The sequence below is a fragment of the Methylomonas sp. Uni0009 genome (assembly GCF_054188105.3).
Genome location: NZ_JBTAFN010000001.1, coordinates 1350121 through 1371555 on the forward strand (window position 1 = coordinate 1350121; position 21435 = coordinate 1371555).

Consider the following 21435-nt stretch of genomic DNA (forward strand, 5'->3'; position numbering starts at 1 on the left):
TAATTCCATCTAAAGTATTGTTAATAAAAGACTTAATCAAATAAAGCAATCCTGGCACACGTGTTGCACTCTGACCACCGAGGCTGGCGTCAGTCCAGGCCAATCAGCGCTTTAAGGCAACGGAAAGTCACCGCTTAGCTTAATGACGACAGCCTCGCCATTCTTATAACACCACAACGAGGATTCAATATGGCTATAAGTACCGCCACAAAAGCCGCAACCGATGCGTTGGCCGCCAATCCGGCGCCCGTCAGTGTGGGTGCACAGGAAGTTCACCGCTGGATGCAGAGCTTTACCTGGGATTTTGATAAAAATCGTACCAAGTATTCAACCAAATACAAAATGGCCAACGATACCAAGGAGCAATTCAAGCTGATCGCGAAAGAATATGCCCGCATGGAATCGGTGAAGGACGAGCGTCAATTCGGCAGCTTGCAAGACGTTTTGACGCGGGTGGATGCGGCGAACCGCGTGCATCCGAAATGGAATGAATCGATGAAGATCATCTCCAACTTCCTGGAAGTGGGTGAATACAACGCCATTGCCGCTACCGGCATGCTGTGGGATTCCGCTACCGCGCCCGAACAAAAAAACGGTTACTTGGGCCAAGTGCTGGACGAAATTCGCCACACAAACCAATGTGCTTACATCAACTATTACTTTGCCAAACAAGGCCAGGATGCGGCCGGCCATAACGATGCCCGCCGCACTCGAGCAATTGGTCCGCTGTGGAAAGGCATGAAACGGGTATTCTCGGACGGCTTTATTTCCGGCGATGCGGTGGAATGCTCCATCAATCTGCAATTGGTCGGCGAAGCCTGCTTTACCAATCCATTGATCGTGGCCGTGACCGAATGGGCGTCCGCCAACGGCGACGAAATGACTCCGACCGTGTTCTTGTCCATCGAAACCGACGAGTTGCGTCACATGGCCAACGGTTATCAAACCGTGGTGTCCATCGCCAACGACGAAGCGGCTTCAAAATATCTGAACACCGATTTGAACAACGCCTTCTGGACCCAGCAAAAATACTTCACCCCGGTATTGGGCATGATGTTCGAGTACGGCAGTCATTTCAAAGTCGAGCCATGGGTGAAAACCTGGAACCGCTGGGTGTACGAAGATTGGGGCGGTATCTGGATCGGCCGGCTGGGCAAATACGGCGTTGAGTCGCCACGCAGCTTGCGCGATGCCAAAAAAGACGCCTACTGGGCGCATCACGACTTGTTCCTGATTGCTTATGCCTTGTGGCCCACCGGTTTCTTCCGTTTGAGCCTGCCAACCCAGGAAGAAGCGGAATGGTACGAAGCCAATTACCCTGGCTGGTACGACATGTACGGCAAAGTCTACGACGAATGGCGCGCACGCGGTTGCGAAGATCCAAGCAGCGGCTTCCTGCCCATCCAATGGTTCATCGAAAACAACCATCCGATCTATATCGACCGGGTTTCGCAAGTACCTTTCTGCCCTAGTTACTGCAAAGGCGAAAGCACCTTGCGGGTGCTGGAATACAACGGCAAGAAACATTCCTTCAGCGACCAATGGGGCGAAAGAATGTGGCTGTCCGAGCCCGAGCGTTATGAGTGCCAAAACATCTTCGAACAATACGAAGGCCGCGAATTGTCGGAAGTGATTGCCGAAGGCTTTGGCGTGCGTAGCGACGGCAAAACCTTGATCAGCCAGCCGCACACCAAAAAGGACGGCAAGCTGTGGACGCTGGATGACATCAAACGGATTAACTGCGTGTTTTCCGATCCTTTGAAAGCTCTGTAACCGTTTCAACACTTTAAGGAACTAGCTTATGTCTATAGAAGTAAATGGCGGCAGACGCGGCCTGACCGACCCGGAAATTGCCGCAGTGATCATGGCCGCAGTGCCGGACAAGCCTCTGGAAACCCAGCGCAAAATGAACTACTTCATGAAGCCGCGCGGTAAGCGGATCAATGAATATGAAGTGTTGTGTTGCTATAGCCAGCCGACACCGGACTGGATTCCCGGCGGCTTGGACTGGGGCGATTGGACCCAAAAATTCCACGGCGGCCGCCCATCCTGGAGTAACGAGTCCACCGAAATGCGCAGCTCGGATTGGCTGGCGCACCGCGACCCGGCTTTCCGTTGGCATGCGCTGTATGTCAAGGATAAAGCCGAAGAGTGGCGTTATACCGACCGCTTCCTAAAAGCCTATTCCGCCGACGGCCACGTGCGTTCCATCGATCCGGTATGGCGCGATGAGGTTTTGGGCGATTATCTCGGCGCTTTCGGCTTTTACGAATACGGCTTGTTCAATGCGCATTCCTCCGTGGTGCGCGATTGCCTGGGCGACACCCTGCGGATGAGCAGTGCGATGATCGGTCTGGACAAGGTCGACAACGCGCAAATGATTCAAGCGGAACGTACCTTTTTGTCTAAATTGGTGCCGGGTTTCCCCGAGTCCACCGACATTCCCAAACAGGAATGGACAAAAGGCACTATTTTCAAAGGTGCTAGAGAATTGGTGCAAGATATTTGGCAAGCGACTTATGACTGGAACGAAATCCTGTTCTCCGGCCATATGATTTGCGACCCCATCTTCGGGCAATTTGTCCGCAGAGAGTTCTTTATGCGTTTGTCGTCTTATTACGGCGATAACTTGACCCCGTTCTTTATCAATCAAATGCAGTTGTATTTCTCGCAAACCAAAGGCATTACCACCGACATGTTCCATACCTGTCTGGGGGCCGACGTGGAATTTGGTGATTACAACAACCGTTTGATGCGGGCTTGGGCCAATAAGTGGCTACCCAGAACCGTCAATGCACTGAAAGATTTCATGGCGATTTACACCACCATTCCGGAAATCAAAGGTGTCAGCGACAAAGCCGCCATCGAAGCGGCGTTGGTTAGGGTGTTTGCCGATTGGAAACGCGATTTTGCCGATCCGATCAACTTTAAAGTCGATACCAATGCCCTCGTCAAAACCGTGTTAAGCGGACTTAAATAAGGAAAACTCATGTCGAAAAGTTCAAATGCTTACAACGCAGGCATCATGCAAAAACACGGCAAGGCCTTTGCCGATGAATACTTTGCCGAAGACAACCAGGTCGTGCACGAAAGCCACGAAGTGGTGCTGGTGCTGAAAAAATCCGACGAACTCAACACCGTGGTGGAAGAGATTTTGCTGGGGTCGCATAAAGCGGACAACCCCACGCTGGTGGTGGAAGACCGCGCCGGTTTCTGGTGGTTGAAAGCCACCGGTAAAATCGAGATCGACTGCGTCGAAGTTTCGGAGTTACTGGGCAAACACTACAGTGTTTACGATCTGTTGGTGGATGTGTCGTCCACCATCGGCCGTGCTTATACCCTGGGCGAGACCTTCACCATCACGTCCGAGTTGATGGGTCTTGACGTCAAACTGAAAGACTTGGCTGCGGCGTAGGAGAACACCATGGCAAATATTCATGACAACCCCACCCGCAATGCCTGGATGGCCAAAATTGCCACGCTGGATACGCTGGCAAAAGCGCACGACTTCATTACCGACTTCCGCGCCAAGCACATGAGCCCGTTTAAAACCGATTGGTCGCTGGAATTGGATGGCCTGTGGATTGAGTTGAAAATCGAAGAAAAGCTGGCGCTGTTGAAGCACAAGGAATTCAACGACACCCAATTGCTCAACAATTGCACCTGCGGCGCCAATGCCCAGCAAGTGGCAAATGAAGTAATTGCCAAAATGGAGGCATGCACGGACATGTACGAAGCGGAGCGCATTCATATCAACTTCAGACTGGCCTGCAAACCGCCTGTGATGCCGGTCAATGTGTTTCTGGACACCGACCGCCAGTTGGGGACCAAGTTGATGGAACTGCGCAACACCGACTACTACGCCTTGCCGTTAGAGGCATTGCGTCAGAAACGTGGCGTGAAAGTGGTCACCTTGCAGTAATCGTTCGGCAGGATGCGCCGCACTTGCGCGTGGCGCATCCTTTATAGCCAACAAACCGATAGCGGACAAAACCTACTCGTCGCTTACATAGCCGTGAGCGAGATGGCGTTTGTGTGCGCTTCGATCTCAACGAACCATTTCATAGAATCAGTATTATGGATTTTTTCTCAAATTTTAAGTCGGCGGTTGCGCCCGCATTTCCGAGTGAAACTGACAAGCTCACCACGCTATACGACACCGCGCCCTACGCTGCTTTCTGCGAAGATCTAGAGTTCATGTGGCGCTGGACCATCTACCGCGACCAAAAACTGGTGCAGGAAGGGTGTTCGCTAACCCTGGACGCATCGCGGCGAGCGGTTGAGCACGTATTGGCGTTTTTCAGCGTGTCGGCCAAAAACCAATGCCTTGGAGAATGACATGAGCGCCCATCAAATTAAAATCATTACGCAAGACGGGGAATCCGTTTGCTTTGATTGTTACGAAGACGAGGATGTCATCACGGCAGCGGTACGGCAGGATATTTATTTGATGTCGTCGTGTCGCGAAGGCGGTTGCGCGACTTGCAAAGGATTTTGCGCGGAAGGCGATTACGTTTTGGGCAAATGCAGTTCGCAGGCTTTGCCCTACGAAGAAGAAGAGGCCGGCGAAGTGTTGTTGTGCCGCTGTTACCCCGTAAGCGATTTGGAAGTCGAAGTACCTTATACCTACGACCGGATTTCATTCTCACCGGAAGGTTTGACGTTTGTAGCGGAAGTAATTGAGCTAACGCCAATTTCCATCAACGTGGTGAAACTGCTGCTGCGGCGCACGGGCGACGATCAAACCATCAAGTTCGACTCCGGGCAGTTTTTTGATTTGGAAATTCCCGGCACCACCATCACCCGTTCATACTCCCCCGCCAACACGTCCAATAAAACCGGCGATCTGGAGTTTTTGATTCGCATCGTCGATGGCGGCAAATTTTCAGAATATTTAAAAAACGACGCCAAGTTGGGTCAGAAATTAAACGTCAAAGGCCCGTCCGGCGTTTTCGGTTTGAAGGAAAACGGTTTTACCCCGCGCTATTTTGTAGCCGGCGGCACCGGGCTGGCGCCGATATTATCGATGGTGCGGCGGATGCACGAATGGGAAGAACCGCAAAAGTGCATCATCTATTTTGGGGTAAACACCGAAGCCGAAATTTTCCATCTGGATGAACTGAATCAACTGGCCGCACAAATGCCGACGCTGGAGCTGAGAAACTGCGTCTGGAAATGTTCGGACGACTGGCATTGCGAAAAAGGCAGCGTGGTGGACATCCTGCGCCGCGATTTGCAGGATACCGGCGCCAAGCCCGATTTATATCTGTGCGGGCCGCCGGGCATGGTCGACGCCACCTTTGCGGTGTGCGCCGAAATGGGTATCCCCAAGGAACGCATCTATCTAGAAAAATTCCTGCCCAGCGGCTCGCCGTAACGCTACTGGCAAACAGGGTGCCGCGCTGCTGTTTCGACGCTCGATAATCCTGTTTGCTGATCCAAATCAACCTTTTTTTCCTATCGAAAAATCGCGCAACCATGCTGAGGCGACTATGAAAGCCGACGATGTAGAGTTTCTTGTTGGTATGGCTGTGCAACTGGACGAAACGATCAGAAAACTGGTGATAGATGAGCAGGAGATTTTTGAAAAATTGGGCGATGCCAGAGTTCAGGAATTAAAGGCGTTCTGGAATCAGGAATTCACGGATGAAGAAGAGCTGGACTTTAAACGCAGCCTGGATTACTGGGACAAAATCCTGATTCGTACTTGGGCCAATGCGCAACGTGCTCGGCAAACCCGTGCCCAGGTGGGGCAAACCCTGATGAAATTAAATTCGCACCTCTAACCGATGGGAACACCCTAGAAATGAGTAAACACGTTATTTACAACCCGGAAGCTCGCCAACGTCTGCTGCAAGGCATCAATGCGGTAGCACGCGCGGCGAGCGTTACGCTGGGTAGTGCCGGCCCTGCCGTGATGATTCAACACCGAACCGACGGCATCATGCCCGTCTTTACCCGAGATGGCGTTACGGTTGCCAATGCCATCATCATGGAAGACCGGATTGCCGATTTGGGTGCCCGCATGTTGCGGGATGTCGCTGGCGCGGTGTCTCGTGAAGTGGGCGACGGTACCACCACGGCGATTGTGCTGGCGCAAAGCCTGGCGGAGGAAGCACTGAAAAGCGTCGCGGCCGGCTTTCATCCCATGCAATTGCAAAAAGGCATGGAGTTGGCGCTGATCTTGGTGGAGCAGCATTTACAAAAATCGGCTGTCACCGATAGCGCGGAAGACTGGGTCGAAAAAATTACGCGGGTCGCCAGCAAAGGCGAAGCTGGTGTCGGCAAGCTCCTGAAACAGGCCCTGGCCGAGCTTGGCGAAACCGGCACCCTGACCTTTCAACTGGGTAATGGCCGCGAAGACCAGTTGGAGGTCGTGGAAGGTATCCATTACGAGCAGGGCTTTTTGTCGCCCTATTTCATCACCGATAAAACCCGCGCCGAAGCGGTTTTGGAGCAGCCCTACATACTGTTGTACGACCGGGAAATCAGCGACTTCATGGATCTGGTACCCCTGCTGGAAGATGTCGCGACGGAAGGCCGCCCGCTTTTGGTCATCGCCGAAGCGGTGGCCGAACAGGCGTTGACCGGCTTATTGCTGAATCATGTACGCGGCATTTTCAAAGTGGTGGCGGTCAAGCCGCCGGGTTTTGGCGACAATCGTATCAATCGGCTGAACGATTTGGCCCTGTTGACCGGCGGCAGCGCTATTTTGCAGGAGCGGGCCATGCGGCTGGAAGACGTCACGCTGGCGCAACTGGGTCAGGCGCAGCGCGCGGTCATCTCGGAAGGTAATACGACTATCATCGGCGCCGTGGGTGCGCGCGAACCGGTTAACACGCGCATAGAGGCGTTACGGCGCGAGTTGGCACTGGTTCGCGCCCGTAAACCCGGCGAAGGTTCCGCCACCGGCAATTTACACGAAGCCGAAGAGCTGGAAGAGCGCATCGCTATCCTGTCCGGCAAGACCGGCAGCTTCCAGGTCGGCGGTATCTCCGACGTGGAAATCAAGGAGCGGCTGGTGCGCATCGAAAATGCCTATTTGTCCGCCAAGGCTGCGCTGCAGGAAGGCGTGTTACCCGGCGGCGGTATCGGTTTGTGGCGTTGCGCCACGGTGCTGGACGAAGTGATAGCCGAAAATGCCGAACAACAACAAGGCATCGCCATCGTCAAGCAGGCACTGGGCGCGCCGCTCCGGCAATTATTGAACAATGGCGGCCTGAACAACGAAGACGTGCTGATGCGCTTAGCTGCCCAGGCTGACCCGGCATTTGCCGTGGATATGCAGTATTTACACTACGGGCATTTTCTGGACATTGGGATTATCGATCCGGTAAAAGTGTTGCGCAGCGCCCTGCGCAATGCAGTGAGCGTGGTGGCTACTTTGATCAGCAGCGAGACGGTCATCATGAACGTGCCGGACTTGTCCATCATGGCCGGCTATTCGCCGGAATGGGCTGCCGCCACCCGCGAAGATCCCCGTATGTAATTGTTATTTCTACCTCAACCTCCTCTCTCCGAAAGTTAGAGCTATCCATTATTCTGCAATGGAGTAAGGCAATGTGACGTTATGTCGCATTGCCTCTTTTTTTGATTTTGTTATTTTGGACAACATCGCCGTAAAAAGCAGCTAAACCTCTGTTTTTTATATTTTTGTTTTGTGCCGATACTAAATTGGCGCACCAAAATACAAGAGGAAAAATGGATATTGCCTTGCACTTGCCCCACAACGTTAAAATCATCAAAGAAGCCTGCGCGTTCAAAACCTCACTAGCGTTTGAAGTTGACCGCCCGATACAGGCCTGGCGCTGGATGGCACAGAGCCGTTGCGTGCCTGATCATACGGACTGGGTACGCCCGGAGGTTTCGGAATCCTGGCGCCGCTGCCTGGAAGAATACCAATTGCCTTTGGGCAATTACGCGCGCTGGGATCATTGGCGTTTCATCACCGATCCGGAGCCGCTTATCAACCGCGCCGCTCACGATATTTCAGAAATGCTCCGGCATTTGGGGCATCAGTTCGACGTGTTTTTGAAAGAAGCCGGCGTCATGCTGGTATTGACCGATGCCGACGGACACCTGTTGCAAGTCTTGGGCGAAAATCCGTTTGCCAGCCCTTTCATGCTGAGTTTGTACGAAAAGCACAGCCGCTGGAGCGAAGCGGTGTTGGGTAATAACGGCATCGGCACCGCCGCGCAACTGAAAAAACCGATTGCCTTTCAGGGCATGGAGCATTTTGTCAGCCTGTTGCACCCCTTCACCACGGTCGGTTATCCCTTGTTGGATGAGAACGATAACGTGCAAGCCGTGATCGGCTTGATCAGCGATAGACAGGAAAGCATGAACTCCTTGTTCGCATTTTTGCATTTATTGTGCGTACTCCTAAATACCAATCTGCCCTTAACCCGGAGTCCGGTTGCGCAAGCGCGGGTATTGGAAAAAATCCCGTTCAAACCCGCCAAAAGGCCGCCCAGCCAATACGAATCGGCAATGTCCGAACAATTGACCGCCTTGGTAGATAAGGCCGTGAAGCTGCAACACCATAAGATTCCGATGCTGATTACCGGCGAATCCGGCGTGGGCAAGGATCATTTCGTCAATCTGCTGAAACAGGCCGGACCGCGGAAAAATCAGCCTTTGATCGCGATCAACTGCGCATCGATTCCGCATGACTTAATCGAAAGCGAACTGTTCGGTTACGAAGCCGGCAGTTTTACCGGCGCGCGCAGTGCCGGCAAACCGGGGAAATTTCTGTTAGCGGACAAAGGTATTCTGTTTCTGGACGAAATCGGCGATATGAGCCTGGATTTGCAATCGACTTTGCTGCGAGTATTGGAAACCTCGGAATTCACGCCGGTCGGCGGCAGTAAACCGATCAAGGTGGATGTGCAAATCGTCGCGGCTACCAACGTACCCTTGTTGGAAGCCGTCGAAGCCGGCCGCTTCCGCCGCGATTTGTATTACCGTTTGAACGGCGCGCAAATTCATCTGCCGCCCTTGCGCGAACGCGAAGACAAACTCGGCATCATTCACCACATCTTGCAGCGCGAACTGGCTAATCTACCCAATCCGCAGGCGATCAGTATTTGCCCCAGCGTCATTGCCTTGATCGAGCAGCACCCGTGGCCGGGTAATATTCGCCAACTGATCAACGTCATCCGGGCGACGCTGTACACCGCCGGCGACACGCTGATTACCCGCGAGGATTTGCCGCTGGATTTTGTCGAAGAGCTGGGTAAAGTGCTGCCGGGGAACGACAATAACGCTTTGGACAACACGCTAACTTACCCAATATCGGCGGCTGCGGGCCGTACCATGACACTGGAAGACTGGGAGTTGCACGGCATTAAAGCCAGTTTGCGGGAATGCGCGGGCAACATTTCCTTGGCTGCGAAAAACCTGGGGATAACTCGTACCACGCTATATCGGAAAATCGAGCGCTTCGGTCTGGATAAAATCGATTGGCGGGAGCATTCTAAGGCCGGGTAAGAAGCACACTGATTCGAGAGGCGCGTAATTGCATCCATTTGCACATTCTCCGGCTGACAGGTGCGTAAATGACAGTTTTCGGTAGTATTTTTGCCTTTCAGCTTCCGCATTGATTCTCCCTTGCATGTCCCGTTTTACCCGATAGTCAACTGGCTAATATGTTTTTTGGTTAGTTTTCAGAGCTGTTGCCCATGACTTTTCTCTGTTTGTTGGGCTGGCTGAAGCTCTGATAATAATAGACCTGGTGTAGATTCAGTCACAAAAACACCCGCTAGTGGTTAAACCCACTCCTGTAATTAGCTTTTACGGCTATGCTGAGTCGGCAACAAATAGTAAGGACTGGATGTTGTATTTTCTAAAACGGCTCAGAGAACAGGACAGATATCAAGATTTAATCTGACAGCCCGCAGAACATTATTGGCAGTACGCACTATTGCTGATCGCTTGACACAAAATCCTTGGATAAATTATGAGCCACAAACAAAACAAAGTATTGCCCGTAACTTATGTCACTTGGTGGAGTCATAACACAAACCATCATATTTTGATGGTTGCCGCTTTGATTATGGCAATAATATTGCCAACAACTGGATTAGCAACTTACCCCGCTACCATTGTGAGCTGGTACGATTATGGCTACGCTCCCGGTAAGCTTTCTATGCCGCCCTCTGGAAATGGGCGTATAGCTGATTGGCACGCCACATGGCCGGGTCACCCAGACATGTATTTAAGCCCTGCTCAATGTTCTTATTATGGACAAGGACTTATTATTAACTGCTCAAGTACTGGATGTGGAGGGGGATTTACATGTAGAGCAGATCTTTCATGTCCTGATGGTTCTGCACCAAATTACGCTAATGGGACGTGCGCCGGGGTCAATTACCAAAAGAGTGCGGGTGAAAATAGTGGTTGCGCTAGTAAAGTTGGAAATCCATGTGATTCCGCAACAGGAAATAAATATCAAAAAGACGTAGATTTTTCTAATGAAAGTATTGGTTTATCTTTCAGACGTCACTATAACAGTGTTCAGCAATTACGGAATACTAATAGCATAGGCTACGGTTGGAGCCATCAACTTGCCCCCAGTCTGGAAATTCTAACCGGCAAGATTTTTATCCACCAAGCCGATGGCCGTGCCGAATGGCTCACATTGAGCAACGGACTCTGGCAAGGCGATGCCGACAGCCAATTGCGGCTAACCCAAGATAGCACCGGCTACAGCTTGACCGATCAACTGGGCGTGGTGGAACGTTACGACACCGCCGGTCGCATCGTGTCCCGCACCGAAGCCAACGGTCGCACCACCACATACAGCTACGACAGTAGCCAGCGTTTGGTCACGGTCACCGGTCCCTTCGGCCACAGTCTGCAACTGGCTTACGACAGCGCCAACCGGATCAGCAGCGTCACCTACCCGGACGGCCTGAGTAGTCAATATCAATATGATAGCGATGGCAACCTCAGCAAAGTGACCTATCAGGATGGCAGCTTCAAACTCTACCATTACGAGAGCACCGCCTTCCCGCATGCCCTGACCGGCATCACCGACGAGAACGGCGACCGTTATGCGACTTGGGCCTACGACAGCCAAGGTCGCGCCAATTTATCCAAACATGCCGGCGACGTTGAACAAGTAGCGCTGAGCTATAACAATGACAATAGCACCGATGTCGTCGATAGCTTCAATGCCAGCCGGCATTACACGTTTCAGACTATCTTAAACGTTCAGAAACTAACCGCTATTAGCCAGCCCGCCGGAGCCGGTAGTGTTGCGGCAACCCACACCCAAAGTTACGACGCCAACGGCAACCTCGCCAGCCGCACCGACTTCAACGGCAACCTGAGCTGTTACGTCTACGACCTAAGCCGCAATCTGGAAACGACCCGCATCGAAGGCCTGGCGCCCGGTGCCAGCTGCCCGGCCAATCTGAGTACTTACGTACCGGCGCCGAACAGCATTGAGCGCAAAATCAGCAGCCAGTGGCACGCCAACTACCACCTGCCCACCCAAATCGACGAGGCCGGCCGGCGCACCGCCTTCAATTACGACGCGGGCGGCAACCTGCTAAGCAAAGCCGTCACCGATACCGCGACCGGGCAAAACCGCAGGTGGAGCTATACCTACAACAACCTCGGCCAAGTGCTGAGCGCCGACGGCCCGCGTACCGACGTTAGCGACATCACCGCCTATAGCTATTACTCGGATACCACGGCCACTCACCATCCCGGCGACCTGTGGAAAATCACCAATGCTCTCGGCCACACCACCACCTTTACCGCCTACGACGCTAACGGCCGCCTGCTCAGCCTGACCGATCCTAATGGCTTGGTGATTGGCTTTGCTTACGACGCTCGCGGCCGCCTGACCCAAAAAACCGTCGACGGCAACACCACCGCCTACACCTACGACAAAGCCGGCAACCTGACTCAAACTACCTCGGCAGCCGGTGTGACCCATACGTTTACCTACGACGCTGCGCACCGCCTGACCGACATCACCGACGCCCTGGGCGGCAAGATTCATTACACGCTGGATGCGATGGGGAACCGCACCAAAGAGGAAATTCTCGATAGCAGCGGCGCAGTGGTTAAAACCCGCAGTCGCGTCTACGACGCCTTGAACCGCTTGGCCCAAGACATCGGCGCCTACAACCAGACCACACGCTACGAATACGACGCCAACGGCAACCTGACCCAGGTCACGGACGCTAACGGCCATGCCACCCAGCACCAATACGACAGCCTGAACCGGCTGATCCGCAACACCGATGCTCTCGCCGGCTTGACCGACTATCGCTACGACGGCCAAGACCGCCTCACCCAAGTCACCGATGCCAACAACCACGACACCGTCTACAGCTACAACGGCCTCGGCGACCTGATGCAACTGGACAGTCCCAATACCGGGATTACTCAATACGGCTACGACAGTGCCGGTAACCGGATCGGTAAAACGGATGTGGCCAAGGTGTCGGTAACATATACCTACGATGCGCTGAATCGGATTAAAAGTGGCGACGGCGGCGCGCAGTTTTATTACGACGAAAACGGCAACTTGGGCAAGCTGTCGCGCGCCTTGCGTTCGGGCTCCAGCGGTAACCGGACTCTCAAGTACGACCGGGCAGGACGGTTGACTTCCATCACCGCCAAGGGTTTGCCGCATACCTACGATAACTTTATTTACTATGCCTACGACGCCGATGGCAAAGTAGAAAAAATATCGCATTCGGGATACCGTGAAGTTCTTTATGGCTTTGATGCGGCCGGCCAAGTCGACTCGGTATCGCTGCACGACTGGGATGATGGTACCGTTAGCTGGGTCTACGACATAACAACACCGCTAGCAACTCACATCACCCATCTGCCGTTCGGCCCGGTCAAATCGCTCACCTACGGCAATGGCAAACAGATCAGCCGTCGCTACGACTTAGACTACCGGGAAACCGGGCGCACCGTGCCGGGCGTCATGGCCGCCACCTATGGCTATGACTTGAACGGTAACCTCGACAGTGTGGCCGACGAATTAAGCTCCTCGGGGCGTCATCGAAATTTCGGTTACGACCCGCTGGACCGGCTGTCCAGCGCCACCGGCGTGAACACCCATGCCTTTAGCTATGACGATGTAGGCAACCGTCTGAGCAGCGAGCGGAATGGCGCACAGACCTCGTATACCTACGACCTCGGCAGCCAGAAACTGCTGGCGCTCACGGGCGCGCAGCAGGCCAGCTACCAGTACGACGCGAACGGCGACGCGAGCCAGAAAGGCAGCCGGCATTTTTACCAGGCCACCGACCATTTGGTCACGGCCATCAAGGATGAGGCGGGCGGAAGCCTAGTCTCAGTTCAGGCTAATAAGTACGACGCCTTCGGCTATCGCAGCATGAAACTGACAAACAGCGGTAACGTCGCGTTTGATTATGACGTGCTGAGCGGAACGCTGCTGGATGAAACCAAGTGGGGAGGGACGGCCTTCTCGCACAGTTATGTTTACCTGGAAGGCGAGCCACTGGCGCGGATCAACTATGACGTGGACTCGGATCCAAACCAGACACCCTGGCCTATCCATTATTACCACAACGACCGGTTGGGCACGCCCCAAAAAACCACGGACCGCACGGGCAACATCAGTTGGGCAGCAGATTTCGATCCGTTCGGCAAGGCCACGCCGACCACGGCCTTCATCACCCAGAATCTGCGTTTCCCCGGTCAATACTACGATGAAGAAACCGGCCTGCATTACAATATCGCCCGTTTCTACGATCCTAACCTCGGGCGCTACCTGCAATCCGATCCGATTGGGTTGGCGGGGGGCATTAATACCTATGCCTATGTTTATAACAATCCTCTGAGATATACCGATCCTCAAGGATTGGTTGCAGTTGCAGCGCCTCTTGTAATACCAGCTGTTCAGGCGCTTGTTGATGCTGCAACGGTTGTACTTGGCGGCGCAATGATCGCTGATTCACTTAGTTCTGGAGATGAAGGTCCATCAGTACCAATTGATTTGCCGGAAAATATTCCAGACTTTGATTTTGATAAACCCGGTCAATGTCCCGTAGACAAGAATGGCAATCAATGGCCTTGGAAAGGCAAACCACCACAAGGTGGCGATAAAGGCGGCTATAAAAATCCAAATGGCCCGGAAAGTTTGCATCCTGACTTAGATCATGGTGGAGATATTGGCCCACACTGGGATTTTAATGATAGAAATGGCCCTGGCTATCGAATTGGGCCTGATGGAACGATATGGCCGAAATAATGAAAAATTCATCAGTTCAATCAATCTTAGGCTTGGCGAGGGAAAAAGCTATTAAGCACATATTAAATGTTCTTGATATTGATAATTCCTTATGCCAGTTTGTAAAAACTCAAGTCGATTTAAGCGTTGGCGGTGTTTTTTCTGTTGTTCCTGCAGATTTAAATGTCGAAAATGTTGTTGATTTTTCTTGGGGATTTGGCAAAGGCTCTGACAACTCATTGCCGGATAGAATACTAAGAGCTTTGAAGTTAAATTCTCCGTCTATTGCAATGTTTGATGATGTAATGGGAAGTGCGGAAAATGTAGCTGGCCACGGTTCATGTCTTACAAATAATGACGAGGTCTATCATTGGGTTGTTGATACAGAAGCCACGGAATTAAAATTGAGAGATTTAATTAGAGGAACTGGTGTTTCGTGGCATTTTTTGTGCGTTGTTTTTGAGTTAGAAAATTCTATTGATATTAAAGATTGTGTTATGAATTCAAAATACGATTCGTTCAAAAATATACTAGAAGTTGTTGTTGGCGCCTATGATGGAGAAGGTTATATTCATTGGTCACCGAATAGTCGCTTGTAACAGGCATAAAGCGGAACTTTTGGCGGGTTCCGCTCATGACTGCAAGACCGCTGGTCTCTCATAAGCAAGCCCGCGTAGATACTGTTATCCAAATCAAATCAAACGAATAGCCGAATCGAAGGGTTTTGCGGATTTCAGGGCCGTAGATACTGTTATCCAAGTCAAGCCAGATGAATAGCCGAGTCGAAGGGTTTTGCGGATTTCAAGACACCGAATGCCACATGAATCAATTTACGCATCATGGCCCCGATAATCAGCTTATTGGGTTTACCAGCACCGGCTAATCGTCCACGGAATTGTTTACCCCAGGCTGTTTTATAAAGCGTCACCATGGCCGGCATATAGAACGCGGAACTCATATTTAACGGCAAAACATATCCAGAAAATCCCACAGTCCCACCTGCTCGACAAGTAAAAGAACAATCGACAGGAGAGGTGGTAATCTCATTGCCCAACACTGGAATTAAATAGCCATAGCCTTGGAGCCTTCTTAAGGCCGTAAGTCGCAATCGGTAGGGCGTCAATAGGCGAAGCCGTATTGCGCCGTATGTCTTACGGCCTTGCCCGTCAATCAAATCTTCCTTGCTATAGTTTTGGTTCCAACGCGATAACGTGCGCTGATCTATAGGATGCTGCCGACAGGCGCATCGTTCGCGACCGTTGCGCCTTGCATGGCTCGACACAAACTGCAGATTCAAAACCGAAGTGCAATACCCGAAATGCGCATGGATTCGCCAAACTCTTTATTCACCGCCAATGTTTTAACCTTGCCGACAGGGCTATCAGCTGCCGAAGGCCCTTGATCAGCTGCTGCCGCGTCTTGTCCCAAACGCTGATGCCTTTCCTGCTCCAACACCTCAATGTCACGCTGTAACAACTCCATTTTTATCAGCCCGATAGATAGAGGTGCAAAATATAAGGCTGTCAACGTGCGGCCAGTTTAATTTTGGACGTCCAAGCAGTTTACAATTTCGCAGTAGGCTCAGTTTTCAGCCGCGCGGGTCGCTGCTGGGCGCGTTGTGCGTTACAATCGCGAGTCGCACAACCGGTTGCTTCAAGAGAATAATAATGACACCCGCCGAATTTACCGCATACGCCCAACAAGGCTACAACCGCATCCCGATCTGCCGCGAAGTGCTGGCCGATCTGGACACGCCGCTCAGCGCTTACTTAAAGCTGGCCGACGGCCCTTATTCCTATTTGTTTGAGTCCGTACACGGCGGCGAGCAGTGGGGACGGTATTCGATCATCGGCTTGCCTTGCAAAACCCGTATCAAAATCAGCGGCCACCGCATCACGGTCGAAAAAGACGGCCACGACAACCAGACTTTCGAGCACGCTCAACCGCTGGAATGGATAGAAGAATTTCGGCAAAACTACAAGGTGCCGGATGTGCCGGGTTTACCGCGCTTCAACGGCGGTCTGGTCGGTTATTTCGGTTATGAAACCATCGGCTATATCGAGCCGCGTTTAAAGCCCAGCGGCAAACCGGACCCTATCGGCGCGCCGGACATTTTGTTGATGGTGTCGCAAGACCTGCTGGTATTCGACAACCTGTCCGGCAAAATGCTATTGCTGACCCACGCAGATCCATCGCAAACCAATGCCTACGAAAACGCCAAAGCCAGACTCGACGAACTGGTGGTGAAGCTGCGTGAATTGCAAGCCAATCCGCAAGCGCATCCTGCCGTTAAGCACGTGCACGAACACGATTTTGTCTCCGGCTTTACCCAGCAAGGCTACGAAGACGCGGTGTTAAAAGCCAAACAATACATCACCGACGGCGACTGCATGCAGGTGGTGTTGTCGCAACGTATGTCGATTCCGTTTGAAGCCGCGCCGCTGGATTTGTATCGGGCTTTGCGGTGCTTGAATCCGTCGCCGTATATGTTTTTCATGAACCTGGACGATCTATATGTAGTGGGCTCGTCGCCGGAAATTCTGGTGCGGCTGGAAGACAACGAAGTGACGGTGCGGCCAATCGCCGGCACCCGCCGCCGCGGCGAAACCCATGAGCAGGATCTGGAACTGGAAAAGGAACTGCTGGCCGATCCGAAAGAGATTGCCGAACACTTGATGCTAATCGACCTGGGCCGCAACGATACCGGCCGGGTAGCGAAAATTGGTAGCGTCAAACTGACCGATAAAATGATCGTCGAGCGCTACTCGCACGTGATGCACATCGTCTCCAACGTCACCGGCGAATTGCAAGAGGGCAAGAATGCCTTCGACGTATTGGCAGCTACCTTCCCGGCCGGCACCGTCAGCGGCGCGCCGAAAATTCGCGCGATGGAAATCATCGACGAATTGGAGCCGGTCAAGCGCGGCATTTATTCCGGCGCAGTCGGTTATATCTCCTGGTCCGGCAACCTGGATACCGCGATCGCGATCCGCACCGCCATCATCAAAGACCAAACCTTACACATTCAAGCCGGCGCCGGCATCGTTTACGATTCCGTGCCGCGCAACGAATGGGATGAAACAATGAACAAAGGCCGCGCGGTGTTCCGCGCCGTCAGCATGGCCGAAGCCGGCCTCCTGAGCAGCGCGGCTCAATCTAAAGGAGCACAAACATGAGCGGCGTCAGATTGGTGATGGTCGACAACTACGATTCGTTCACCTACAACCTGGTGCAATATTTCGGTGAACTGGGCGCCGACGTGGTGGTGGTACGCAACGACGAAGTGACGGTGGAAGACATTGAGGGTCTGCGCCCGGACAAAATCGTGATTTCCCCCGGCCCCTGTACACCCAAAGAAGCCGGCATCTCGGTGGAAACCATCCACCGCTACGCCGGCAAATACCCGATTCTGGGCGTTTGCCTGGGTCACCAGAGCATAGGCTACGCCTTCGGCGGCAACATCATCCACGCCAAGCAAATCATGCACGGCAAAGTATCGCCGGTGTATCACAAAGATTTGGGCGTGTTCAAAGGCTTGAGCAATCCGTTCACCGCCACCCGTTACCATTCGCTGGTGATCGAGCAATCGACTATGCCCGATTGCCTGGAAGTGACCGCCTGGACCCAGGACGAGACTGGCAACATCGACGAAATCATGGGCGTAAGACATAAAACGCTGGATATTGAAGGCGTGCAATTCCACCCGGAGTCGATCCTGACCGAGCATGGGCATGACATGTTGCGGAATTTTTTGGCGCGGTAAGATTGAGGTGACAGGAGCTAGGCCTTGCATTTCAACATTGCTTGGCTTGAGCTTTTGGTTCTTGATTTTCGCTTGGGACTTATATTTCGTATACCGTTGTCTGGAAGCATTGTTTACTGGTGAAATCGGTTTTGGCCGCAGTAGCTCGATTATTCATATCAACAAGCGTCCCGGATGGTTCTGGTTTGCTTTTTGGTTTCAATTCATTTTGGGTTTAGCTGCAATACCTGTTATTTGGCAGGAAATTTCAATGCTGCGAAAAAATTGTGCGACACCCGACTCGGATGCTCCGGATAGCGATACAGCTTTCAGCGTTGAAATAACCCAAATTTCCAGCCATGGCCTTTGGTTGAAAACTAGGGAAAATACCTTGTACATGTCATATAACGATTTCCCGTGGTTTAAAAGCCAGTCTCTTCAGACCATCTACCAAGTCGAAGAGCCATCGCCGGATCATTTTTATTGGCCGGAGATCGATGTCGATTTGACAATAGAAATGATCAAGCATCCTGATAGACATCCGTTGCAAGCCAAGCTATAAGCCACTTGAATTAGGGAGTAACGGCAATTCCTGTTACTAATGCTGACTTTGTTACCGCCAACTCAAAATTTCCGGAGCGCATTAACATGTACACGACTTACAAACTCAAAGCCAGCGAGCTTAACGACGATTTTCTGCAATCTGTTAAAGCCTTGTTCCACGATAAAGTAGTGGAAATCGCCATTTGCGATAGCTTGGAGGCCGAAGAAGACGAAACCACATATTTGCTGAAAAATCCGGTTAACAGCGAACGCTTGCTAACAGCCATTAACAATATCGAGCAAAAGCAAAATATCGTTCGCGTTGACCTATCCGAGCTATGAAAATCGCTTTCGAGCAAAGTGCATTTCAAGACTTCAATGAATGGGCGCAAACCGACAGAAAAATCTACCAGCGTATCGTTTCGCTGATTAACGACATAGCCCGCAATCCTCATAGTGGATTGGGTAAACCTGAGCCTTTGAAGCATCAGCTGCAAGGATTTTGGTCTAGGAGAATCGACCAGGAACATCGTTTGGTTTACCGGGTGCAAAATGGTGAGTGCCTAATCGTCGCGTGCAAATATCATTACCGTTGATTCCAAGGTGGCCGCCATTAGCTATTCAGCAATTATCATCGGCGCCGGCCCCGCCGGCTTGATGGCCGCCGAAGTGCTCAGCCAGGCCGGCTTGAGCGTCGCTGTGTTTGACGCTATGCCCTCCGCCGGGCGTAAGTTTTTGATGGCCGGTAAGGGTGGATTAAACATTACCCATTCTGAACCGTTCGAGCCGTTTTTGACTCGCTACGGCACGCAGCGTGCCGCACTGGAACCGATGCTGAACGCCTTTTCTCCGGAGGCCTTGAGAGCCTGGGTGCAAGGCTTGGGCATAGAAACTTTTGTCGGCACGTCCGGCCGCGTGTTTCCAACGGAGATGAAGGCCGCACCCTTGCTGCGCGCCTGGTTGCATCGCTTGCGTTCAAACGGTGTGCACTTTCATATGCGCCACCGCTGGCTGGGCTGGGATGACGATGGCGCGCTGCGCCTGAGCAATCCGGATGGCGAAATTTCGGTCAAGCCGCAAGCAACCGTGTTGGCCTTGGGCGGTGCCAGCTGGCCGCAACTAGGGTCGGATGGCGCGTGGGTGACTTGGTTACAGGCGCGCGGAGTGGAAATTGCACCCTTGCAAAGCGCTAATTGCGGATTTGAAGTAGCGTGGAGTGCGCATCTGCGCGAGAAGTTTGCCGGCGCGCCGCTCAAATCGGTAGCGCTAACCTTTACCGACACGCAGGGCTACGCCGAACGCAGGCTAGGCGAAATGGTGATTAGCACGCATGGCGTGGAAGGCAGCCTGATTTACGCATTTTCGCGGCGGCTGCGCGAATATCTGCATGTTCACGGCAGCGCCACCTTCACCATTGACCTGCTGCCAGGACGCGATGCGGAACGGGTGCTGGCCGAAATCAGCCGCCCCAGGGGTTCCCGGTCCTTATCCAGCCATTTGCAGAGTCGGCTGGGTATTTCCGGCGTCAAAGCGGCCTTGCTACGCGAAGTGCTCAGCCAGGCGCAATTTGCCGATGCCGCCATTCTAGCGAAGACGATCAAAGCCTTGCCCATCACTGTCAATGCCACCCGGCCCATCGCCGAAGCGATCAGCAGCGCCGGCGGCGTGAGTTTTAACAGTCTTGATCAAAATCTGATGCTTACCGCGCTACCCGGCGTTTTTGTCGCCGGTGAGATGCTGGATTGGGAAGCGCCGACCGGGGGATATTTGCTTTCGGCTTGCTTCGCTACCGGCCGCAGTGCAGGACTGGGCGTGTGTGACTGGCTAAACCGGCATCAAAAGTTTTAAAGAACTCCCCACTCCATAGCCGGACGCAAAAAAGGGGTAGCCGGCGCCACCCCTTCAACATCTTGTTTAGCGTGCGACTTCTGCGAATGGCCGCATTCTGCGCATTGTATTAGCCGACCGCAACGAGGCGGCTCCGGCCAATACACTGCCAAATAGCCAGAAAGCCCCCGGTAGCGGTACGCTGCCGCCTCCTCCGGTTCCGTAGTCGTACCCGTAAACCGATGCACTGGTATTCGCGGAAAAACTTCCGCTCCAACCGTCTTTAAAGACCAAAGCAACAGACAATATATCGTTTTCCGTCACGGGCGCGGAGCCGGTTGATAGGTACTGATTGACATTTTGGTTGACTGACCCGGAGTTTCCACCATTGTAGTAACTCAAATTGAAGCTTGCGTTGGAGCTTGCCGACGCATTACTTGAGGCCCCCAGGTCCCCCATCAAACTGTAGTTCGCTTCGAAAATTAACAGTCCGCTGCCTTGCACGGTAAAACTGCCGGATCGCTGGCTACCGCTGCTGGCTGATAAACTTTGATACGGAAAAGAGCCGTTCAGAGCAGCATTGGCGTTGATCTGATTAATCGATGTAGCGCTGGAAGCAGATCTGCTATAGATCGATGTGGACAGTGTCTCTGTAGTCGAAGTCCCTGAGCTCCAATTTGCCGCGCTATCATAGGTGTTGTAGTAGTAACCAGTATTCACTTGGCTAGTGTCGTTCTGATTACTCCACGTCACAGTTGGCAGGCCATTGCCAATATCAATGGCGGTAATTTTAAAGGTACTCCAGTCGATGACCGCGCTCGCAGAAACCGTCGCCGCCTCAGCAGATTGGGCAAGGCAAAGCGATAGCACCAGAATGCTGAACAGATTAGTCTTAAAGTAAGGTCGCCGAATCGGCTTGGCAAGGTGTTTCATGGTAATGTCTCCATTGATTAACGAGCACAAATTTTCAGCGCACGGCCAAACGGCCAAAAACCGTTGCCATGCTGATCAAGACTAGCTATTTGCGACAAGCCGCTTATTTAAAATGCTAGTCTTGACCGTCATTTAACAGCTAAGTTAACCACCGTCAATTACC

Annotated in this window: 20 protein-coding genes and 2 pseudogenes; 19 read left to right on the plus strand and 3 right to left on the minus strand. The window is 52.6% G+C overall.

Annotated elements, in window-relative coordinates; translation table 11 throughout:
* Positions 1-189 precede the first annotated feature (189 nt).
* The 13 genes and pseudogenes from mmoX (at position 190) to ACWAU0_RS06370 (ending at position 14826) form a co-directional block, all read left to right on the plus strand.
* On the plus strand, positions 190-1773 hold the full coding sequence (gene mmoX / locus ACWAU0_RS06310) for an aromatic/alkene monooxygenase hydroxylase subunit alpha (RefSeq protein ID WP_033157495.1): 1584 nt from the start codon (positions 190-192) through the stop codon (positions 1771-1773).
* Positions 1774-1801: 28 nt separating this feature from the next.
* Positions 1802-2980, plus strand: coding sequence for an aromatic/alkene monooxygenase hydroxylase subunit beta (gene mmoY / locus ACWAU0_RS06315; RefSeq protein ID WP_458138676.1), 1179 nt, complete (start codon positions 1802-1804; stop codon positions 2978-2980).
* Positions 2981-2989: 9 nt separating this feature from the next.
* Positions 2990-3415, plus strand: a complete 426-nt coding sequence (gene mmoB / locus ACWAU0_RS06320) for a methane monooxygenase regulator MmoB (RefSeq protein ID WP_192392557.1) — start codon at positions 2990-2992, stop codon at positions 3413-3415.
* Between the two features lie 9 nt (positions 3416-3424).
* Complete coding sequence (mmoZ, locus tag ACWAU0_RS06325; protein ID WP_458138677.1) at positions 3425-3922, plus strand: aromatic/alkene monooxygenase hydroxylase subunit gamma; 498 nt, start codon at positions 3425-3427, stop codon at positions 3920-3922.
* Positions 3923-4077: 155 nt separating this feature from the next.
* Positions 4078-4338, plus strand: a complete 261-nt coding sequence (gene mmoD, locus ACWAU0_RS06330; RefSeq protein WP_458138678.1) for a soluble methane monooxygenase-binding protein MmoD — start codon at positions 4078-4080, stop codon at positions 4336-4338.
* A 1-nt stretch (position 4339) separates the two neighbouring features.
* Positions 4340-5377, plus strand: a complete 1038-nt coding sequence (gene mmoC, locus ACWAU0_RS06335) for an aromatic/alkene monooxygenase hydroxylase FAD-binding subunit MmoC (protein ID WP_171696933.1) — start codon at positions 4340-4342, stop codon at positions 5375-5377.
* Positions 5378-5492: 115 nt separating this feature from the next.
* Entirely contained in the window at positions 5493-5786 is a 294-nt protein-coding gene (locus ACWAU0_RS06340; protein ID WP_192393531.1) for a hypothetical protein, read from the plus strand.
* Between the two features lie 20 nt (positions 5787-5806).
* A complete protein-coding gene (gene groEL / locus ACWAU0_RS06345) occupies positions 5807-7489 on the plus strand; it encodes a chaperonin GroEL (RefSeq protein WP_458138679.1) in 1683 nt (560 codons plus the stop codon).
* A gap of 212 nt (positions 7490-7701) precedes the next feature.
* On the plus strand, positions 7702-9489 hold the full coding sequence (locus tag ACWAU0_RS06350) for a sigma-54-dependent Fis family transcriptional regulator (protein WP_458138680.1): 1788 nt from the start codon (positions 7702-7704) through the stop codon (positions 9487-9489).
* 752 nt (positions 9490-10241) lie between these two features.
* The gene (locus ACWAU0_RS06355; protein WP_445369930.1) at positions 10242-10463 is read left to right on the plus strand and encodes a hypothetical protein; all 222 of its coding nucleotides are present in this window, start codon (positions 10242-10244) and stop codon (positions 10461-10463) included.
* Between the two features lie 11 nt (positions 10464-10474).
* Positions 10475-10567 (plus strand): annotated as a pseudogene (locus ACWAU0_RS06360) (DUF6531 domain-containing protein); the annotation flags it as partial.
* Positions 10568-10639: 72 nt separating this feature from the next.
* Positions 10640-14248 carry an RHS repeat-associated core domain-containing protein gene (locus ACWAU0_RS06365; RefSeq protein ID WP_458139205.1) on the plus strand — a complete coding sequence of 1203 codons (3609 nt, stop codon included), beginning with the start codon at positions 10640-10642 and terminating at the stop codon, positions 14246-14248.
* A complete protein-coding gene (locus tag ACWAU0_RS06370) occupies positions 14236-14826 on the plus strand; it encodes a hypothetical protein (protein WP_523070769.1) in 591 nt (196 codons plus the stop codon). The genes ACWAU0_RS06365 and ACWAU0_RS06370 overlap by 13 nt, the downstream gene beginning before the upstream one ends.
* 161 nt (positions 14827-14987) lie before the next feature.
* Here ACWAU0_RS06370 and ACWAU0_RS06375 read toward each other — a convergent pair.
* Positions 14988-15176, minus strand: a pseudogene (locus ACWAU0_RS06375) (IS110 family transposase); the annotation flags it as partial.
* 344 nt (positions 15177-15520) lie between these two features.
* Positions 15521-15754: a hypothetical protein gene (locus tag ACWAU0_RS06380; protein WP_458138681.1), complete on the minus strand. Its 234-nt coding sequence runs from the start codon at positions 15752-15754 to the stop codon at positions 15521-15523.
* Positions 15755-15894: 140 nt separating this feature from the next.
* Here ACWAU0_RS06380 and trpE point away from each other — a divergent pair, with 140 nt between their 5' ends.
* From trpE to ACWAU0_RS06410, 6 genes are all read left to right on the plus strand, one after another.
* Positions 15895-17403 carry an anthranilate synthase component I gene (trpE, locus tag ACWAU0_RS06385; protein ID WP_458138682.1) on the plus strand — a complete coding sequence of 503 codons (1509 nt, stop codon included), beginning with the start codon at positions 15895-15897 and terminating at the stop codon, positions 17401-17403.
* Positions 17400-17990, plus strand: coding sequence for an anthranilate synthase component II (locus ACWAU0_RS06390; RefSeq protein ID WP_458138683.1), 591 nt, complete (start codon positions 17400-17402; stop codon positions 17988-17990). The genes trpE and ACWAU0_RS06390 overlap by 4 nt, the downstream gene beginning before the upstream one ends.
* 109 nt (positions 17991-18099) lie before the next feature.
* The gene (locus ACWAU0_RS06395; RefSeq protein ID WP_458138684.1) at positions 18100-18531 is read left to right on the plus strand and encodes a DUF2442 domain-containing protein; all 432 of its coding nucleotides are present in this window, start codon (positions 18100-18102) and stop codon (positions 18529-18531) included.
* A gap of 86 nt (positions 18532-18617) precedes the next feature.
* Complete coding sequence (locus ACWAU0_RS06400) at positions 18618-18854, plus strand: hypothetical protein (RefSeq protein WP_033157508.1); 237 nt, start codon at positions 18618-18620, stop codon at positions 18852-18854.
* A complete protein-coding gene (locus tag ACWAU0_RS06405) occupies positions 18851-19108 on the plus strand; it encodes a Txe/YoeB family addiction module toxin (RefSeq protein ID WP_171696943.1) in 258 nt (85 codons plus the stop codon). Before ACWAU0_RS06400 ends, ACWAU0_RS06405 begins: the two co-directional genes overlap by 4 nt.
* 7 nt (positions 19109-19115) lie before the next feature.
* Positions 19116-20360, plus strand: coding sequence for a TIGR03862 family flavoprotein (locus ACWAU0_RS06410; RefSeq protein ID WP_458138685.1), 1245 nt, complete (start codon positions 19116-19118; stop codon positions 20358-20360).
* 66 nt (positions 20361-20426) lie between these two features.
* On the opposite strand, the gene ACWAU0_RS06415 is transcribed toward ACWAU0_RS06410, so the two are convergent.
* Positions 20427-21272 carry a hypothetical protein gene (locus ACWAU0_RS06415; RefSeq protein WP_458138686.1) on the minus strand — a complete coding sequence of 282 codons (846 nt, stop codon included), beginning with the start codon at positions 21270-21272 and terminating at the stop codon, positions 20427-20429.
* Between the last annotated feature and the right edge of the window lie 163 nt (positions 21273-21435).